This is a genomic window from Streptomyces sp. NPDC016845 (genome assembly GCF_044332585.1).
In the GTDB taxonomy this organism is placed as follows: Bacteria; Actinomycetota; Actinomycetes; order Streptomycetales; family Streptomycetaceae; genus Streptomyces.
The window spans coordinates 1-17,367 of record NZ_JBIRPI010000007.1 but is presented as its reverse complement, the minus strand read 5'-3'; the positions used below and the strand labels follow the sequence as shown (position 1 = coordinate 17,367).

Sequence of the window (17,367 nt, the reverse complement as noted above, 5' to 3'; positions counted from 1 at the left end):
CAGGCACCTGGTGGCACGGAGCAGTACCGGATTCGTGACCGTGCTGACCGCCGGCGCGCTCGCCGCGGTCGGCTTCCTCGCCTACCAGGCCTCGGCGAGCGCACCCTCCGACCTCGTCGCTCCCCAGCCCGGTGCCTCTCCCTCGGCCACGGCGTCGCACTCCCCCAAGGACAAGAAGGCGCCCGCGAACGCGCTGCCCGCCAAGTCGGGCACGGGCCAGCGCGTCGTCTACGCCCTGAGGGCGGACCGCGTCTGGCTGGTCGGCGCGGACGGCAAGGCGCAGCGCACGTACGGGGTGGTGCCCGGCACGATGGATCCGGCGGCCGGCACGTACAAGGTGATCCAGCGCACCGGCTCCGTCACCGGGACCGACGGGGTGCCGATCGAGCACGTCGTGCTGTTCACGACCGTGAACGGTAAGGGCGTCGGGTTCAGCGCGGCGGTCGACGGTTCTACGCCGAAGCCCGATCCGGCGAAGGAGACGGGCGGCATCCGTGGGTCCCGGGCGGACACCACGGCGATGTGGGAGTTCGCGACGTACGGCCGCAAGGTGGTCGTGGTTCCCTGAGCCCCTGAGCTCCAGACGGGGTCCCGCCGCGGGTGCGTAGGGGTTCACTGCCGGGTGCGGGTGCGTCGCGGCTGGTCGCGCGGTTCCCCGCGGCCCTGCGATGCGCACCCCGTGCGCCGTCTCGGAGAGGCGCGCGCAACACGCGCCCTGTGGCCCGCGGCGAAGCCGCATGCTCCAGGAGCGCGGGCAACCACGACGGACCCGCACCCGGCGGTGACGCTCGCGCACCCCTATGCCGCCCGCTACCGGGCCGTCCGGGGCGCGGGCGCCTGAACCGGTGGCGTCGAGACGACGCGGGCCGCCGCGCACGAGGCCAGCAGGGTACTCATCGACACCCCCGTCATCCCTCCCCCTCCGCTGAACCCGCCGCTGAACCCGCCGCTCGCAGCGCCCCGCTCCGAAGACGGCCCTGTGTGCCGCACAACACGTTCCGAAGCCGACATGGCGCCTCCCGAGCAGGCGTGGTTAGGTAGACCTAACTAAGTCCGGTCTCCATGTGAACACGCCGAACGCGCGCCGCGCAACATTTTGCCGACGCGTTGTCGGGATACGGGTCCTTCCGGCGCCCTCAGCCCGCCAGCGAGGCCAGACCGGCCTCGGACCAGCGCGCGCCGATGCCGTGGAACGTGACCACGCGGACCTCGTCCGTCGTGTCGCCGGTGGCCCGGTCGATGAGGACGTGCAGGCGGTCGTCGGAGAGCTCCTCGACCTTGCCGTCGCCCCATTCCACGACGACGACGGACTCGGGCAGGTCCACGTCGAGGTCGAGGTCCTCCATCTCGTCGAGGCCGCCGCCGAGCCGGTACGCGTCGACGTGGACGAGGGCCGGGCCGTCGGCCAGGGAGGGGTGGACGCGGGCGATCACGAAGGTCGGCGAGGTGACCGCGCCGCGCACGCCGAGGCCCGCGCCGAGCCCGCGGGTCAGGGTCGTCTTGCCCGCGCCGAGTTCGCCGGTGAGCATCACGAGGTCGCCGGGGCGCAGTTGCTTGGCGAGGGCGAGGCCCAACTCCCGCATCGCGTCGGGGGAGTTGACCGTGACGGTGACGGTCGTGACGGGGGTGGCGGGGTCAGCCGCCGGGCTGTGCGGTGCTGCCGGTGTCTCCATGGCTCCCCACGGTAGCGGCTGCGACCGGCACACCCGCCCGCGAGAGGAGCTGCGCGAGGCGGGCCGTGACAGCGTCCGGGTGCTCCAGCATGACCAGGTGCCCGGCGTCCGGGACCAGGGCGAGTTCCGCCTCCGGGAGCAGCGCCGCGATCGCCTCACTGTGCTCGCTCGGCGTCACGAGGTCCTGCTGCCCGGCGAGGACCAGGACGGGCAGGTGCGCGAAGTGCGCGAGCGCGGCCGTCTTGTCGTGCTCCTGGAAGGCCGGATAGAACTCGGCGACGACGTCGATGGGCGTGCCCTCGATCATCCGCTCGGCGAACCGCGCGATCGCCGGATCGACGTCCCGCGTCGCGAACGAGTACCGCTTGATGATCCCGGCGAACAGGTCGGCGGTCGCGCGCCGCCCGCGCTCGACCAGCTCGGCCCGCTGCCCGAGCGCCTTCAGCACACCGGGCAGGACCTTGCGCACGGCGTTCATCCCGGCGACCGGAAGCCCGTAGTTCACCTCGCCGAGCTTGCCGGACGACGTACCGATCAGGGCGACGCCCACGACGCGCTCGCGGATCAGCCCGGGGTGGCCCTCGGCCAGCGCCATCACGGTCATGCCGCCCATGGAGTGACCGACGAGGACGACCGGGCCCTCGGGCGCGGCGGCGTCGATGACCGCCTTGAGGTCGTCGCCGAGCCGGTCGATGGAGACGGGGGCGCCCTGGTCGAGCTGCTCGGCGCCGCGCCCGGAGCGGCCGTGGCTGCGCTGGTCCCAGTACACGCAGCGGACGACGCCGCGCAGGGCCGCGCGCTGGAAGTGCCAGGAGTCCTGGTTGAGGCAGTAGCCGTGGCTGAAGACGACGGTGACGGGGGCGGGGGCCCGGCGGCCGAAGATCCGGCGCCTGCGCGGCCCCTCGCCGCTGACCGGCTCGACCTCGTCGACCTCGTAGTACAGCTCGGTGCCGTCGGCGGCGCGGGCCCGCCCCGGGACGCCGCGCACCGCCCCGTAGGGCCCGGCGGCGTCGAGGGCGAGGCGGGCCTTGCGGCGCATGCCGCGCCCCACGGTCAGCCGCTCCACGGCGACACCGGCGGCGGCGCCCGCGGCCACCACGCCTATCGCGGCCCCGGCGAGACCGGCCCGCCGCCAGCTCCCCTGAGCCGCGGCGGCGACCTCGGCGACAGCCTCCGTGGCCTGTGCGCTGCTCTCGCTCACGTGCCGCTCCTCCTGGGGACAGCCGGTCCGGATCTCAGACCGTGCTCTTCTTCCCCGTGTCCGTGTCCCCATAGACGCGAGGTACCCGTGAACCGATCCGGGTCACGATCTCGTACGCGATGGTGCCCGCGGCGACGGCCCAGTCCTCGGCGGTCGGCTCGCCCGCGTCGCCGGGACCGAACAGGACCGCCTCGTCGCCCGCGGCGGGCTCGTCGCCGCCGAGGTCGACGACGAACTGGTCCATCGCGATCCGTCCCGCTACCGTGCGCCGCTTGCCGCCGATCTGGACGGGCCCGGTGCCGGAGGCGTGGCGCGGGACGCCGTCCGCGTACCCGAGCGGCACCAGGCCGAGGGTCGTGGCGCCCGGTGTGACGTAGTGATGCCCGTAACTGATGCCGAGTCCACCCGGCGCCTGCTTCACGAGCGCGAGACTCGCCTTCAGCGTCATGACGGGGCGGAGCCCGAAGTCGGCGGGCGTGCCCAGCTCGGGGCTGGGCGAGATCCCGTACATGGCGATACCGGGGCGGACGAGGTCGAAGTGGGTCTCGGGGAGGGTGAGCGTGCCCGGCGAGTTCGCGATGTGCCGCACCTCGGGGGTGACGCCCTGTCCCTCCGCGTAGGCGACCATCTCGCGGAAGCAGGTCAGCTGGGCCGCGATGGAGGGGTGCCCCGGTTCGTCGGCGCAGGCGAAGTGCGACCAGAGTCCGGTGACCGTGACGAGCCCCGCCGCCTGCGCGGACAGCGCCTCGCGCACCAGCTCGGGCCAGTCGGCGGGCAGGCAGCCGTTGCGGCCGAGGCCCGTGTCGGCCTTGAGCTGGATACGGGCGGTGCGGCCCGCGGCCCGCGCCGCCTCAATGACTTCGCGCAGGGCCCACAGGCCGCTCACCGACATGTCCAGATCGGCCTCGACGCCCGCGCGCCAGGGCCCGCCGGGCACCCAGAGCCAGCACAGGATGCGCCCGGTCAGCCCCGCGGCGCGCAGCTCCAGGGCCTCCTCGGCGGTGGCCGCCCCGATCCACTCGGCGCCCGCCTCCTTGGCGGCGCGGGCCACCGGGATCATGCCGTGCCCGTACGCGTCCGCCTTCACGACGGCCATGAACGCGGCCCCCGGCGCATGGGCGCGCAGGGACCGCACATTGGCCTTGAGGGCGCCGAGATCGATCTCGGCGCGGGCGCGGAGCGGGGCAGTCACGTTCTCGTTCATCGTGCGCCCAGTCTCTCAGAGCGGATTGCGGCGAACTCCGTTGACCGGTCCGGCGGACCCGGGTAAACCTAGGGCTCGTAAGCTTGAACCTAGGGGCATTAGGCAACCGAGGGGCCGAGGGGTGGCACGGCAGTGATGGCAAGGGCAGGTCTGACCAGGGAGCGGGTGGTGGCGGCCGCCGCCGACCTCGCGGACTCCGTCGGTTTCGAACACATCACCGTCGCGGCGCTCGCGCGCGGCTTCGGCGTCAAGGACGCGAGCCTGTACGCGCACGTCAGAAACCTCTCCGACCTGCGCGACCAGGTCGCGATCCTGTCCGGTCTCGACCTCGCCGACCGGATCGCGGACGCGCTCGCGGGCCGGTCGCGCCGCGACGCGCTCACCGCCTTCGCCGACGCCTACCGCGACTTCGCCCTGGCCCACCCCGGCCGGTACGCGGCGACCCAGCAACAGGAACTCGACCCGGACGTCGTCGACGCCCACCCGGGCCTGCGCCGCAACCTCACCTGCACCTACGCGCTGCTCCAGGGCTACGACCTGGCGGAACCGGACCTGACCGACGCGGGCCGCCTGCTGCGCAGCACGTTCCACGGCTTCGTCAGCCTCGAACTGGCAGGCGGCTTCCGGCATCAGCGGGAGGCGGGGGCGAGCTGGGCGAGCGCGGTGGAGGCACTGCACGTGGCACTCAGCAACTGGCCTTCGGGGACACCTACGGGGCCGGTAACCCGATGACCACGCCCCGACTCCGCGTCCCCGGAGCGACACTCCACCACGAAGTACGAGGCGAAGGCCCACCCCTCCTGCTCCTGCCCGGCGCGGGCGGCGACGCAGCGGTTCTGGACCCGCTCGCCGCCGCCCTCGCCGACACGTTCACCGTGATCACGCACGACCCGCGCGGCTACTCCCGCTCCACCCTCGACGGCCCGCACGGCGAGCAGCGGGTCGACGTCCACGCGGACGACGCCCTGCGCCTCCTCGACGCGATCACGCCCGGCGCACCCGCCTACGTCGCGGGCTCCTCCAGCGGCGCGATCGTCACCCTCGACCTCCTCGCCCGCCACCCGGACCGGCTGCGCCGGGCGCTGGCGCACGAGCCGCCGTCGTGGAGCGTGCTGCCGGACGCGGCCGAGCAGCTGGCCTTCTTCCAGGAGGTGTACGAGACGTTCGTCGCCGAGGGGACGGAGGCGGCGGGCGCCCGCTTCATGCGGGGCGTGGGCCCGGTGATGCTGCCACCGCCGCCGCCCGAGGAACCGCCGAGCAAACGCACCCTCGCCCTGCGGGAACGGCTCCGGGCGAACGCGCCGCTCGCGCTCCGGTACGAGCACCGCAGCTTCGCGGCGTACGTCCCTGACCTCGCCGCGCTGGAAACCGTCGCCGACCGCCTGGTCCTGGCGGCGGGCACGGCCACGCGGGGCCACCTGCCGTACCGCCCGGCGGCGCTGATGGCCGAGCGTCTGGGCCTTCCCCTCTCTGCCTTCCCCGGCGCGCACAACGGCTGGTCCACGCACCCCGCCGGGGCGGCCGAGCTGCTTCGGTCCCACTTCCTGGGGGAGACTCGATGACATGCGCACTGCTTACGACGTGGAGACCGTCCGGGCCGCCGAACGCGCGCTGATGGCGCGCCTGCCCGACGGAGCACTGATGCAGCGGGCCGCGGCGGGCCTCGCCGCGGCCTGCGCCGACCTGCTCGGCAAGGTGTACGGGAAACGGGTCACCCTGCTCATCGGCTCCGGGGACAACGGCGGCGACGCCCTGTACGCGGGCGCCCGCCTCGCCAGGCGCGGCGCGGGCGTCACGGCGCTGCTCCTCTCACCCGAGCGGGCGCACGCGGGCGGACTCGCGGCGCTGCGCGCGGCGGGCGGCACGGTGCACGACGCCGAGGCCGGGGCCGCCGAGGAGAGCGTGGCCCGCGCCGACCTCGTCCTCGACGGCGTCGTGGGCATCGGCGGCAAGGGCGGCCTGCGCCCGCGCGCGGCCCGGCTCGCCTCTCTGGCCGCGGATGCGCGGTGCCTGGTCGTCGCCGTGGACCTGCCCAGCGGAGTGGACGCGGACACGGGCGAGGTACGGGGCGACGCGGTGCGGGCCGACGCGACGGTCACGTTCGGCGCGTACAAGCCGGGACTGCTCGTCGACCCGGCGCACGAGTACGCGGGGGCGCTCCGCCTGGTGGACATCGGCCTGGAGCTCGCGGCATCCTCCGCGGCGCTCGACGCGCTCCAGCACGACGACGTGGCGGCGCTGCTGCCCCGCCCCACCGGCGAGAGCGACAAGTACCAGCGCGGCGTGGTCGGCGTCGTCGCGGGCTCGGAGCGCTACCCGGGCGCGGCGGTCCTGGCCACGGCCGGGGCGCTGCACGGCGGCGCGGGAGCGGTCCGCTATGTGGGCCCGGCCGCCGACGCGGTGATCGCCCGCTTCCCGGAGACCCTGGTCTCGGCCGGTCCCCCGTCGAAGGCGGGCCGCGTCCAGGCGTGGGTGATCGGCCCCGGCCTTGGCGACGACAAGGCGGGCATGGCGGATGTCCTGGCGTCGGACGTCCCGGTCCTCATCGACGCGGACGGCCTCCGGCTCGCGGACGCGGAGACGGTACGGGCCCGTACGGCACCGACCGTCCTGACCCCGCACGCCGGGGAGGCGGCGGCGCTCCTCGGCTGCGACCGCAAGCGCGTAGAGGCCGAACGGCTCGCCTCCGTACGGGAGTTGGCGGAGCGGTACGGGGCGACGGTGCTCCTGAAGGGGTCGACGACTCTGATCGCGTCGCCGGACGGGCCCGCGAGCCCCGCCCCGGTCCGGGTGAACCCCACCGGCACCCCGTGGCTGGCCACCGCCGGCAGCGGCGACGTCCTGTCGGGCCTGACCGGCTCCCTCCTGGCGGCGGGGCTCCGCCCGGCGGACGCGGCGTCGGTCGGCGCGTATCTGCACGGCCTGGCGGCGCGCGAGGCGGCACAGGGGGCGCCGGTGTCCGCGCAGGACGTGGCGGCGGCGGTACGGGTGGTGTGGCGGAACGTGACCGGGGTCTAAAACCGGTTGCCGGACGCGCGGCCGTGGTGGAGGCTGGAGCGGCGACGACCGGTTCGGCGCGGAGACTTCGTACGGAGATCGAGGAGGTGTGTTGATGACTGTCGTGGAGACCACCGCTGTGTTTCGCGGTGCCCGGACCGTCCACACCTCCCGGACCTCGTCCTGACCTGCGCGACCTCCGCCCGGTCGGCCGGCGAGGCCCCTTCGAAGGGTCTCCACCTGACATGGATCTTCCTCGCATCTTCACCATCCGCGAGAGCGCTCACCGCATCCACAATCCGCTGAGCACGGCCAAGCTCGCCGCCCTCGGCGAATCCCTCCGCCTCGCCCCCGGGGCGCGCGTGCTCGACCTGGCCAGTGGCTCGGGCGAGATGCTGTGCACCTGGGCGCGCGACCTCGGGTTCACCGGCACCGGGGTGGACATCAGCACGGTCTTCACCGAGCAGGCCCGCGCCCGCGCCGCCGAACTCGGCGTCACGGACCGGGTCGAGTTCATCCACGGGGACGCGGCGGGCTACGTCGCGAAGCAGCCGGCCGACGTGGCCGCCTGCATCGGCGCCACCTGGATCGGCGACGGCTTCGCCGGCACGATCGAGCTGCTGGAGCGCAGCCTGCGCCCCGGCGGCCTGCTGCTGATCGGCGAACCGTACTGGCGGCTGACCCCTCCCGACGAGGAGACCGCCAGGGCCTCCCACGCCACGGCCATCGCCGACTTCCTCGAACTCCCGGACCTTGTCGGGCGGTTCCAGGGGCTCGGCTACGACGTCGTCGAGATGACGCTGTCGGACCAGGACAGCTGGGACCGGTACGTCGCGGCCCAGTGGCTGACCATGCGGCGCTGGCTGGACCGTAACCCCGACGACGACATGGCCGCCGAGGTGCGGGAGGAGCTCACCACCGAGCCCGCCCGTTACGTGCGCACCACGCGCGAGTACCTCGGCTGGGGAGTCTTCGCCCTCATGAAGCGCTGACACCTCCCCGCCGCTCTCGTCCCGTGCGGGGCCGGATCTCGTCCGGCCCCGCACCCGGCGGGCTACCCCTCCGCCACCACCACCGCCGACGCCACCCCCGCGTCATGGCTCAGCGACACGTGGAACCCCGTCACCCCCAGCTCGGCGGCGCGCGCCGCCACCGTCCCCGTCACCCGCATCCGCGGCTGCCCGCTCTCCTCGACGTAGACCTCCGCGTCGGTCCACCGCAGCCCGGCCGGGGCGCCCAGCGCCTTGGCGATCGCCTCCTTCGCCGCGAACCGGGCGGCGAGGGAGGCGATCCCGCGTCGCTCGCCGCCGGGCAGCAGCAGCTCGTCCCGCAGAAACAGCCGCCCGGCAAGGCCCGGCGTACGCTCCAGCGACGCCGCGAACCGCTCGATCTCGGCCACGTCGATACCGACCCCGATGATGCTCATGCCGAGCACCTTACGGTCGGCGGGCCACACGGCGGCCAGTTCGCACCGGCAGGCGCCTTCACCCTGTTACTGGACCGGGTGGAGGGCCCGGGTCACTCCACCGTCACCGACTTCGCCAGGTTCCGCGGCTGGTCCACCTCGTTCCCGCGCGCCGTCGCCAGCTCGCAGGCGAACACCTGCAACGGCACGGTGGCGACGAGCGGCTGGAGCAGCGTCGGCGTGGCCGGAACGCGGACCAGGTGATCCGCGTAGGGGACGACCGTCTCGTCGCCCTCCTCGGCGATCACGATGGTCAGGGCACCACGCGCCCGGATCTCCTGGATGTTGGAGACCATCTTGTCGTGGAGGACGGACCGCCCGCGCGGCGAAGGGACGACGACCACGACGGGCACACCGTCCTCGATGAGCGCGATCGGCCCGTGCTTCAGCTCCCCCGCGGCGAACCCCTCGGCGTGCATGTACGCCAGTTCCTTGAGCTTCAGCGCGCCCTCCAGGGCCACCGGATACCCCACGTGCCGCCCCAGGAAGAGCACGGTGTCCTGCCCCGCCAGGGACCGCGCCAGTTCGCGTACCGGCTCCATCGTCTCCAGGACCCGTTCGACCTCCTCGCCGATGCGCGAGAGGTCCCGTACGACGGGGAGGATCTCGTCGGCCCACTTGGTGCCGCGCACCTGCCCGAGGTACAGGGCGACGAGATAGCACGCGACGAGCTGCGTCAGGAACGCCTTCGTCGAGGCGACCGCGACCTCCGGGCCCGCGTGCGTGTAGAGCACCGCGTCCGACTCGCGCGGGATCGTCGACCCGTTGGTGTTGCAGATCGCGAGGACGGTGGCGCCCTGCTCGCGCGCGTGCCGCAGCGCCATCAGCGTGTCCATGGTCTCGCCGGACTGCGAGATCGCGACGACGAGGGAGCGGGCGTCGAGGATCGGGTCGCGGTAGCGGAACTCGCTGGCCAGCTCGACCTCGCAGGGGATGCGGGTCCAGTGCTCGATGGCGTACTTGGCGATGAGCCCGGCGTGGAACGCCGTACCGCACGCCACGATGACGACCTTGTCGACCATCTTGAGGACCTGCGTGGGGATGCGCAGCTCGTCGAGGGTGAGCTGCCCGTTCGCGCCGATCCGCCCGAGCAGCGTGTCCGCGACCGCCTTCGGCTGCTCGGCGATCTCCTTCAGCATGAAGTAGTCGTAGCCGCCCTTCTCGGCGGCGGAGACGTCCCAGTCGACGTGGTAGTGGCGTACGTCGTCGTCGGCGGGCCGCCCCTCGAAGTCGGTGACCGTCACCGCGTCCCGGCGCACCAGGACGACCTGGTCCTGGCCGAGCTCGATCGCGGAGCGGGTGTGCTCGATGAAGGCGGCGACGTCCGAGGCGAGGCACGCCTCGCCCTCTCCGACGCCGACCACGAGCGGCGAGTTCCGGCGCGCCCCCACGATCGTGTCCGGGACGTCCGCGTGCGCGGCGACCAGCGTGAACGCGCCGTCCAGACGGCGGCAGACCAGGCGCATCGACTCGGCGAGGTCGCCGCAGGCCGAGAACTCCTCGGCGAGCAGGTGTGCCACCACCTCGGTGTCCGTGTCGGAGGCCAGCTCGTGCCCGCGTTCGGCCAGCTCCGCGCGCAGCTCGGCGAAGTTCTCGATGATGCCGTTGTGGACGACGGCGACCCGGCCCGCGTTGTCGAGGTGCGGGTGCGCGTTGGTGTCGGTGGGGCCGCCGTGGGTGGCCCAGCGGGTGTGCCCGATCCCGGCGGCGCCGCTCGGCAGCGGCCGGTCGACCAGCTCCTTCTCCAGGTTGGCGAGCTTGCCGGACTTCTTCGCGGCGGCGATCGACCCGTCGGCGAGCACCGCCGCGCCGGCCGAGTCGTAGCCCCGGTACTCGAGCCGCCGCAGCCCTGCGAGGACGACGTCGAGGGCCGACTGTGAACCTACGTATCCCACGATTCCGCACATGGGCGGAAGCCTAGGGTCAGCCCTCCCGCCCCCACAGGAGCCGGTCCCGCGCGTCCCTCACGAGCCCCAGGTACTCGGCCTCCTCGCAGCGCGGTTTGGAACCCATCTCGTACAGGTCGAGGCAGTCGTCGAGGTCCTCGCCGATGTCCTCGTCGGGCAGGTCGCCCGCCAGCTCGCTGCGGACATGGCCGGCCCAGTCCTCGTCGTCGTCGGCAGGCGGCGGACGCTCGGCGCCGGCCAGCCGTCGTACGAAGCCGGGTACGCGCAGTACGGACATCTGCTTCACCTCCGGACCCACGGAGGCGGCTCTGCCCCACGGGTCACGGAAACGTATCGGCCACCTCCACCCGCGGTCCATACCTGTGAGACAGGTGTGACGATCCGACCGCGGCCGTGAAGGGCCTGGGGCGGGGCCCGGGCGGTCGCCGGGCGGTCGCCGGGCGGTCTCCGGGTGACACACCCCACCTCCCATCCCCGCCACACAGCCGTAACAATGGACTGTGATCTCTCCGGTCTCCGAGCCCCTGCACGCGACCTCCCGGAGCGCCCACCGGCCCAGGCCGGAGGCGACTCCCTACGTCGACCTCACCCGTACCGAGTGGAGCGCCCTGCGTGACAAGACGCCACTACCGCTGACCGCCGACGAGGTGGAGCGGGTCCGCGGTCTCGGTGACGTGATCGACCTCGACGAGGTCCGCGACATCTACCTGCCGCTCTCCCGCCTCCTCAACCTCTACGTCGGCGCCACCGACGGCCTGCGCTCCGCCGTGAACACCTTCCTCGGCGACACCGGCGTGAAGGCGTCCCAGTCGGGCACGCCCTTCGTCATAGGCGTCGCGGGCTCGGTCGCGGTCGGCAAGTCGACCGTCGCCCGCCTCCTCCAGGCGCTGCTCTCCCGCTGGCCCGAGCACCCGCGCGTGCAGCGCGTCACCACCGACGGCTTCCTGCTGCCCACCAAGGAGCTCAAGGCCCGCGGCCTCATGGCGCGCAAGGGCTTCCCCGAGTCCTACGACCGGCGCGCCCTGACCCGGTTCGTCGCCGACATCAAGGCGGGCAAGGACGAGGTGACGGCCCCCGTCTACTCGCACCTGATCTACGACATCGTGCCTGATCAGAAGCTCACGGTCCGCCGCCCCGACATCCTCATCGTCGAGGGCATCAACGTCCTTCAGCCCGCCCTGCCCGGCAAGGACGGCCGCACCCGCGTCGCGCTCGCCGACTACTTCGACTTCAGCGTGTACGTGGACGCGCGCGCGGAGGACATCGAGCGCTGGTACCTCAACCGGTTCCGGAAACTGCGCGCGACCGCCTTCCAGGACCCGTCGTCGTACTTCCGCAAGTACACGCAGGTCTCCGAGGAGGAGGCGCTCGACTACGCGCGCACGACCTGGCGGACGGTCAACCAGGTCAACCTGCTGGAGAACGTGGCGCCGACGCGCGGCCGCGCGGGCCTCGTCATCCGCAAGGGCCCGGACCACAAGGTGCAGCGGCTGCGGCTGCGCAAGCTGTAGGGGAACAACACGCGTGCGGCCCCGCCCGGAAGGTCTCCGGGCGGGGCCGCACGCGTGTGTCCACGGGGTTCAGCCCAGCGCCGACTTCACGACATCCGCCAGACGCTGCGCCACCGCACGCGCCTGCTCGATGTCGGCGGCCTCGACCATGACGCGGACCAGCGGCTCGGTGCCGGAGGAGCGCAGGAGCACGCGGCCGGTGGCGCCCAGCTCGCGCTCGGCGTCGGCGACGGCCGTGGTCAGCTCGTCGGAGGTGGTGACCCGGGACTTGTCGACGTCCGGCACGTTGATGAGCACCTGCGGCAGGCGCTCCATGACGGAGGCGAGGTCCTGGAGGCTGCGGCCCGTCTGGGCGACGCGCGCCGCGAGGAGCAGCCCGGTGAGCGTGCCGTCGCCGGTCGTGGCGTGGTCGAGCACGATGACGTGCCCGGACTGCTCGCCGCCGAGCGCGTAGGAGTGCTGCTTCATCGACTCCAGGACGTACCGGTCGCCGACGGCGGTCTGCACGAAGGTGATGCCCTCGCGCTCCATGGCCAGCTTGAAGCCGAGGTTCGACATGACGGTCGCGACGACGGTGTCCTGGCGCAGGGCGCCGTGCTCGCGCATGGAGAGGGCCAGGACGGCCATGATCTGGTCGCCGTCGACCTCGGAGCCGGTGTGGTCCACGGCGAGGCAGCGGTCGGCGTCGCCGTCGTGCGCGATGCCGAAGTCGGCCTTGTGCTGGAGGACGGCGGCCTTGAGCAGGTCGAGGTGGGTCGAGCCGCAGCCGTCGTTGATGTTCAGGCCGTCGGGCTCGGCACCGATGGTGACGACCTCGGCGCCCGCGCGCTCGAACGCCACGGGCGAGACCTGGGACGCGGCGCCGTGCGCCTCGTCGAGGACGATCTTCAGCCCTTCGAGCCGGTTCGGCAGGACGCCGAGGAGGTGCTCGACGTAGCGGTCGAACCCTTCGTCGTACGACTTCACGCGGCCGACGCCGGAGCCGGTCGGCCGGTCCCAGGGCGCGCCGGTGCGGTGCTGCTCGTAGACCTCCTCGATGCGGTCCTCCAGGACGTCGTCGAGCTTGTGGCCGCCGCGCGCGAGGAACTTGATGCCGTTGTCCGGCATCGCGTTGTGGCTCGCGGAGAGCATCACACCGAGGTCGGCCCCCAGGGCGCCGGTGAGATACGCCACCGCGGGGGTGGGCAGTACACCGACGCGCAGTACATCGACACCGGCGCTCGCGAGGCCCGCGACGACCGCGGCCTCCAGGAACTCGCCCGAGGCCCGCGGGTCGCGGCCGACGACGGCCACCGGGCGGTGCCCCTCGAAGGAGCCCGCCTCACCGAGTACGTGCGCCGCGGCGACGGAGAGACCGAGCGCCAGCTCGGCCGTCAGATCCGCGTTGGCCACGCCGCGCACGCCGTCGGTGCCGAAGAGTCGTCCCACTTGTTGTCCTCCGAAACTTCCACTTATCCATAAGCCGAACGCCCCGGCGGGCACGGGAAGTGCCGCCGGGGCGAACAGGAAAAACAAGCAGGCAGCGATTTAGCGCTTGCTGTACTGCGGGGCCTTGCGGGCCTTCTTGAGACCGGCCTTCTTGCGCTCGACGGCACGGTCGTCGCGCTTGAGGTAGCCGGCCTTCTTGAGCGCCGGGCGGTTGTTGTCCACGTCCGCCTCGTTCAGCGCGCGGGCCACGCCGAGGCGCAGGGCACCGGCCTGACCGGAGACGCCGCCACCCGAGATGCGGGCGATGACGTCGTAGCGGCCGTCGAGCTCGAGCACCTTGAAGGGCTCGTTGACTTCCTGCTGGTGGACCTTGTTCGGGAAGTAGTCCTCGAGCGTGCGCCCGTTGACCTTCCACTTGCCGGAGCCCGGGACGATCCGGACGCGGGCGATGGCGTTCTTGCGACGGCCCAGGCCGGCGGCCGGCTGCGGGTCGCCGAAGCGGGCCGGGTTGGACTCCGAGGTGTACTCGCCCTCGACAGGCGCGTCCGACTCGGTGGTGTAGCTCTCGACGTCGACGATCTCGGTCTCTTCGACCGGCGTCTCGGCAGTGGTCTCGGCCACGATTCTCCTCAGATTCTTTTCTGTCTTAGGGGGTGGCCGGAACTACTGCGCGACCTGGGTGATCTCGAACGGCACCGGCTGCTGGGCAGCGTGCGGGTGCTGGTCGCCCGAGTAGACCTTCAGCTTCGAGAGCATCTGACGGCCCAGGGTGTTCTTGGGGATCATGCCCTTGATGGCCTTCTCGACGGCCTTCTCCGGGTTGTTCGCCAGGAGGTCGTCGTAGCGCACGGAGCGCAGACCGCCCGGGTAACCGGAGTGGCGGTACGCCATCTTCTGGGTCTTCTTGTTGCCGGACAGGTGAACCTTGTCGGCGTTGATGATGATGACGAAGTCGCCCATGTCCATGTGCGGGGCATAGGTCGGCTTGTGCTTGCCACGGAGGAGGTTCGCGGCAGTGGTGGCCAGACGTCCCAGGACGATGTCCTGCGCGTCGATGACGTGCCACTGGCGAGTCACATCGCCGGGCTTAGGGCTGTACGTACGCACTTCGCAGCCTTCTTCTTCAGTGGATGGGTGCTGAAATTGGCATCACTGAAGCGATCGTGCAGCTGGGGACGACAGTGCCGGGTTCAGCGCCCGTATGCCGCCCACTGGTAACTGCTCCAGGGAACCTGTGCAGTGGCCCCTCACATGAGGATGAGCAAGCCAGTACACACAACGACTAGGCAGAATACCCGGGGCGACCCGGACGGGTCAAAACGGTGTCGCGCCACCTAGTCCCCCCAGGGTAACGGGCGGCGTCTAGGATGCGCCCCATGAGTTTCGGGCAGGGGGGACCCGCATGGGGTTCCGGTGACAGCGGGGGCGCTCCGGACTGGGCCGCGTTGGCGGAGGCCTCGGAGGCACGCGCGCGCAGGAAGCGCTGGACGCTGATCGGCGGCGCGGTCGTCGCCACGCTCGCGGTGGGCTCGGCCGTCGCCTGGGCCATCGTCTCCGCGGGCGGCGACAGCACCGCCGCGAACAAGCCGGGCGGCGCGCTCTCCAGCAGCGCGGACATCCCCAGCGAGGGGAAGACGGCGGGTCCGACCTTCGCGGAGACGACTCCGCCGCCGCCGCTGAACCCGGACGACTTCATCGACAGCGCGGCCAAGGACACGGCGCCGCTGAGCGCGGACGCGCTGTTCCCCGGCGCGACGCTCCCGTTCAACGGCCGCGAGTACAAGAAGGGCGCGACGGCCCGTACGACGGACTGCGCCTCGGTCGCCACGAAGGGTCTGGTCGGCGTCCTGAAGAAGAACGGCTGCACACAGGTGATCCGCGCCACCTACACCAGCGGTGGCGAGGCGGTCACCATCGGTGTCGCCGTCTTCGGCACCAAGGCGGCGGCGGCCCGCACCAAGGAGCAGTACGACCTCGGCGACGGCGCGGTCCTCTCGCTGCCCGGCTCCGGGGTCCCGACGTTCTGCCGTACGTCGGTCTGCCGCGTCACGGTGAACTCCGTGGGCCGCTACACGTACTTCACCAACGGCGGCCACACGAACGGCAAGAACGCCACGAAGCAGGACACCGCCCTGTACGCCCTCGGCGACGACCTCCAGGCCTACACGTTCCAGCAGATCAAGCGGCGGGGCGCGGCCCAGGCCTCGGCGGCGGCGACGGCGGGCTGACGCCCGGACGTCCGAGCACATGCGCCGACGCCTGCTGCTTGCGGCGGGGGCGGGTACCGCCGCCCTCGGCCCGCTCGCCCTCTGGGCCGCCCTGTCCGGCGACGACCACGTCGACGGCGCCCCGGGCCGCCCCCGCCCCGTCCCCACCGACCTGCGCGAACGCGACCCCGAGGCGACGCCCGCCGCCCGCCGGGTCTACGCGATGCTGGCCCGCCTGGAGAACGACGCCCGGCGCGGCGCGCGCTCCGGCACCATCATCGGCCACCACGTCGAGCTGCAGAACGAGCGGTACAACGCCTCGTACGGCGACTACCGCGGGACCAAGCAGCCGGGCTACTACTACCGCAAGGTCCGCGACATCACCGGCAAGCTCCCGGGCTTCGTGGAGCTGGACCTCGGCCCCGGGTACGACGCGCCCGGCTGGGGCGTGGGCCACTCGCGCTCCTACTCCCGGGCCTGGCCGAGCTGCGGCCGCACCTGGGGGTATGTCGACGACGCGGTGGACCTCGCGGTCGGCGTCTGGCACGGGCTGCCCCGCCCGGCCGACGGCTCGTACCGGCCCACGGGCACGCACACCGACTGCGCCACGGGCAAGCAGGTCTCGCTCCCGCACAACGGCGGCGGCCCGGCCGGTCTCGTCGGCTTCTCCTTCCACCAGCCCTACCCCGGCAGCCCGGTCAAGAGCTTCGCGCGCACCCGGCGGGCCAACTCGCCGGCCGCCGACGATCCCGGCTGGTTCGGCCGGGTCGTGACGCCGGGCACGGCCGAACACTCCGCGCTCCTGACCGACCTGGACTTCCTCGCGGACCATCTCGGCTATCTGGCGGAGCGGGGCGTTCCGGTGCTGTTCCGTCCGTACCACGAGATGAACACGGCGGCCCGGGGCGGATTCTGGTGGGCGGGGCAGGACCCGGCGCACTTCCACCGGCTGTGGCGGCTGACCCACGACCACCTGGTGCACCGCCGCGGTCTGCACAACCTGATCTTCGTATGGGCCCCGAACTCCTGGGACGGCGGTTACGGCAAGGAGCCCGGCCGCTACTACCCGGGCGGCCACTACGTCGACATCGTCGGCGTCGACGACTACAGCGACCGGCCGCACGACCCGTTCCGCGGCGAGCCGTGGACCGAGGTCTGGTACCGCGGCCTGGAGCGGTACGGCAAGCCCCGGATCGTCTCGGAGTCGTACCACGTGCCGCTGAACGCGGCCCAGCCGCGGACCCTGGACCGCACGCCGTGGGTGCTGTGGACGGTCTGGGGACAGGGCCTGACCTGGGAGAACGTCAGCGGGAACGAGCACAGGAACACCCCGGCCGACGTACAGCGGACCTACAACGACCAAAAGGTGCTCACCGGCGGGTCCGCGAAGGCGGGCGGCTTCGACTGGGCCTCACTGCATCCGGGCAGTTCCGACGTCACGGACAAACCCCGGGCGTGATCCGGCCACGTTCCGGACGCGATTCGGACGTGATGTAGGCAACGTTTACGCACAAGTCCCTCACATGATGTTTCAAAGTTGAGCTACCTGTGCAAATATTTGCCCCTGTTCGATCTGCTGCTCAGGTGCCTGGGGGGGCCATTGAGGACTCAGCGATCGACTCGCCAAAGAAGGCGTTGGGGGGCCAACGACTCGACCCGAACCGTGCCGCGGCGCTGTGTGCGCCGCGGCACGGCCAGGTCGGCTGGCGCCCCGACGCGCAGCCGAGCGCTGGGGGGTCAACCGTGGTCCTGGCGACCATCGGCGACGGGAGCG

17 protein-coding genes are annotated in these 17,367 nt (G+C 72.4%); 8 read left to right on the top strand and 9 right to left on the bottom strand.

Annotated elements, in window-relative coordinates; genetic code table 11:
• Positions 1-34 precede the first annotated feature (34 nt).
• Entirely contained in the window at positions 35-568 is a 534-nt protein-coding gene (locus ACH4RC_RS19655; RefSeq protein WP_398202373.1) for a hypothetical protein, read from the top strand.
• Positions 569-1,136: 568 nt separating this feature from the next.
• Here ACH4RC_RS19655 and tsaE read toward each other — a convergent pair.
• From tsaE to alr, 3 genes are read right to left on the bottom strand one after another with little or no spacing between them, the layout of a single operon-like run.
• Complete coding sequence (gene tsaE, locus ACH4RC_RS19650; protein ID WP_398202372.1) at positions 1,137-1,673, bottom strand: tRNA (adenosine(37)-N6)-threonylcarbamoyltransferase complex ATPase subunit type 1 TsaE; 537 nt, start codon at positions 1,671-1,673, stop codon at positions 1,137-1,139.
• Positions 1,636-2,874 (bottom strand): alpha/beta fold hydrolase, encoded by a 1,239-nt coding sequence (locus ACH4RC_RS19645; RefSeq protein WP_398202370.1) that lies wholly within the window; start codon positions 2,872-2,874, stop codon positions 1,636-1,638. The genes tsaE and ACH4RC_RS19645 overlap by 38 nt, the downstream gene beginning before the upstream one ends.
• A 34-nt stretch (positions 2,875-2,908) precedes the next feature.
• The gene (alr, locus tag ACH4RC_RS19640) at positions 2,909-4,078 is read right to left on the bottom strand and encodes an alanine racemase (RefSeq protein ID WP_398202368.1); all 1,170 of its coding nucleotides are present in this window, start codon (positions 4,076-4,078) and stop codon (positions 2,909-2,911) included.
• Positions 4,079-4,213: 135 nt separating this feature from the next.
• Here alr and ACH4RC_RS19635 point away from each other — a divergent pair, with 135 nt between their 5' ends.
• From ACH4RC_RS19635 to ACH4RC_RS19620, 4 genes are all read left to right on the top strand, one after another.
• Complete coding sequence (locus tag ACH4RC_RS19635) at positions 4,214-4,810, top strand: TetR/AcrR family transcriptional regulator (protein ID WP_398202366.1); 597 nt, start codon at positions 4,214-4,216, stop codon at positions 4,808-4,810.
• The gene (locus tag ACH4RC_RS19630) at positions 4,807-5,640 is read left to right on the top strand and encodes an alpha/beta fold hydrolase (protein ID WP_398202363.1); all 834 of its coding nucleotides are present in this window, start codon (positions 4,807-4,809) and stop codon (positions 5,638-5,640) included. The genes ACH4RC_RS19635 and ACH4RC_RS19630 overlap by 4 nt, the downstream gene beginning before the upstream one ends.
• A 1-nt stretch (position 5,641) precedes the next feature.
• Complete coding sequence (locus ACH4RC_RS19625; RefSeq protein ID WP_398202361.1) at positions 5,642-7,096, top strand: NAD(P)H-hydrate dehydratase; 1,455 nt, start codon at positions 5,642-5,644, stop codon at positions 7,094-7,096.
• A gap of 224 nt (positions 7,097-7,320) precedes the next feature.
• Entirely contained in the window at positions 7,321-8,067 is a 747-nt protein-coding gene (locus ACH4RC_RS19620) for an SAM-dependent methyltransferase (RefSeq protein WP_398202359.1), read from the top strand.
• A gap of 62 nt (positions 8,068-8,129) precedes the next feature.
• Here ACH4RC_RS19620 and ACH4RC_RS19615 read toward each other — a convergent pair whose 3' ends face one another.
• From ACH4RC_RS19615 to ACH4RC_RS19605, 3 genes are all read right to left on the bottom strand, one after another.
• Positions 8,130-8,501 carry a holo-ACP synthase gene (locus ACH4RC_RS19615; RefSeq protein ID WP_398202356.1) on the bottom strand — a complete coding sequence of 124 codons (372 nt, stop codon included), beginning with the start codon at positions 8,499-8,501 and terminating at the stop codon, positions 8,130-8,132.
• A 92-nt stretch (positions 8,502-8,593) separates the two neighbouring features.
• Entirely contained in the window at positions 8,594-10,447 is a 1,854-nt protein-coding gene (glmS, locus tag ACH4RC_RS19610; RefSeq protein ID WP_398202354.1) for a glutamine--fructose-6-phosphate transaminase (isomerizing), read from the bottom strand.
• Positions 10,448-10,463: 16 nt separating this feature from the next.
• On the bottom strand, positions 10,464-10,724 hold the full coding sequence (locus ACH4RC_RS19605) for a hypothetical protein (RefSeq protein WP_398202352.1): 261 nt from the start codon (positions 10,722-10,724) through the stop codon (positions 10,464-10,466).
• A 223-nt stretch (positions 10,725-10,947) separates the two neighbouring features.
• On the opposite strand from ACH4RC_RS19605, the gene coaA reads away from it, so the two are divergent.
• Positions 10,948-11,958: a type I pantothenate kinase gene (gene coaA / locus ACH4RC_RS19600; RefSeq protein WP_398202349.1), complete on the top strand. Its 1,011-nt coding sequence runs from the start codon at positions 10,948-10,950 to the stop codon at positions 11,956-11,958.
• 69 nt (positions 11,959-12,027) lie between these two features.
• On the opposite strand, the gene glmM is transcribed toward coaA, so the two are convergent.
• From glmM to rplM, 3 genes are all read right to left on the bottom strand, one after another.
• Positions 12,028-13,386, bottom strand: a complete 1,359-nt coding sequence (gene glmM / locus ACH4RC_RS19595) for a phosphoglucosamine mutase (protein WP_398202346.1) — start codon at positions 13,384-13,386, stop codon at positions 12,028-12,030.
• A gap of 99 nt (positions 13,387-13,485) precedes the next feature.
• Positions 13,486-14,007, bottom strand: a complete 522-nt coding sequence (gene rpsI / locus ACH4RC_RS19590) for a 30S ribosomal protein S9 (RefSeq protein ID WP_356495134.1) — start codon at positions 14,005-14,007, stop codon at positions 13,486-13,488.
• A 42-nt stretch (positions 14,008-14,049) separates the two neighbouring features.
• On the bottom strand, positions 14,050-14,493 hold the full coding sequence (rplM, locus tag ACH4RC_RS19585) for a 50S ribosomal protein L13 (protein ID WP_324767608.1): 444 nt from the start codon (positions 14,491-14,493) through the stop codon (positions 14,050-14,052).
• Between the two features lie 269 nt (positions 14,494-14,762).
• Between rplM and ACH4RC_RS19580 the strand changes: the two genes are divergently transcribed.
• A complete protein-coding gene (locus tag ACH4RC_RS19580) occupies positions 14,763-15,614 on the top strand; it encodes a hypothetical protein (RefSeq protein WP_398202342.1) in 852 nt (283 codons plus the stop codon).
• A 19-nt stretch (positions 15,615-15,633) separates the two neighbouring features.
• The gene (locus ACH4RC_RS19575; RefSeq protein WP_398202339.1) at positions 15,634-17,052 is read left to right on the top strand and encodes a glycoside hydrolase family 26 protein; all 1,419 of its coding nucleotides are present in this window, start codon (positions 15,634-15,636) and stop codon (positions 17,050-17,052) included.
• Positions 17,053-17,367: the final 315 nt, after the last annotated feature.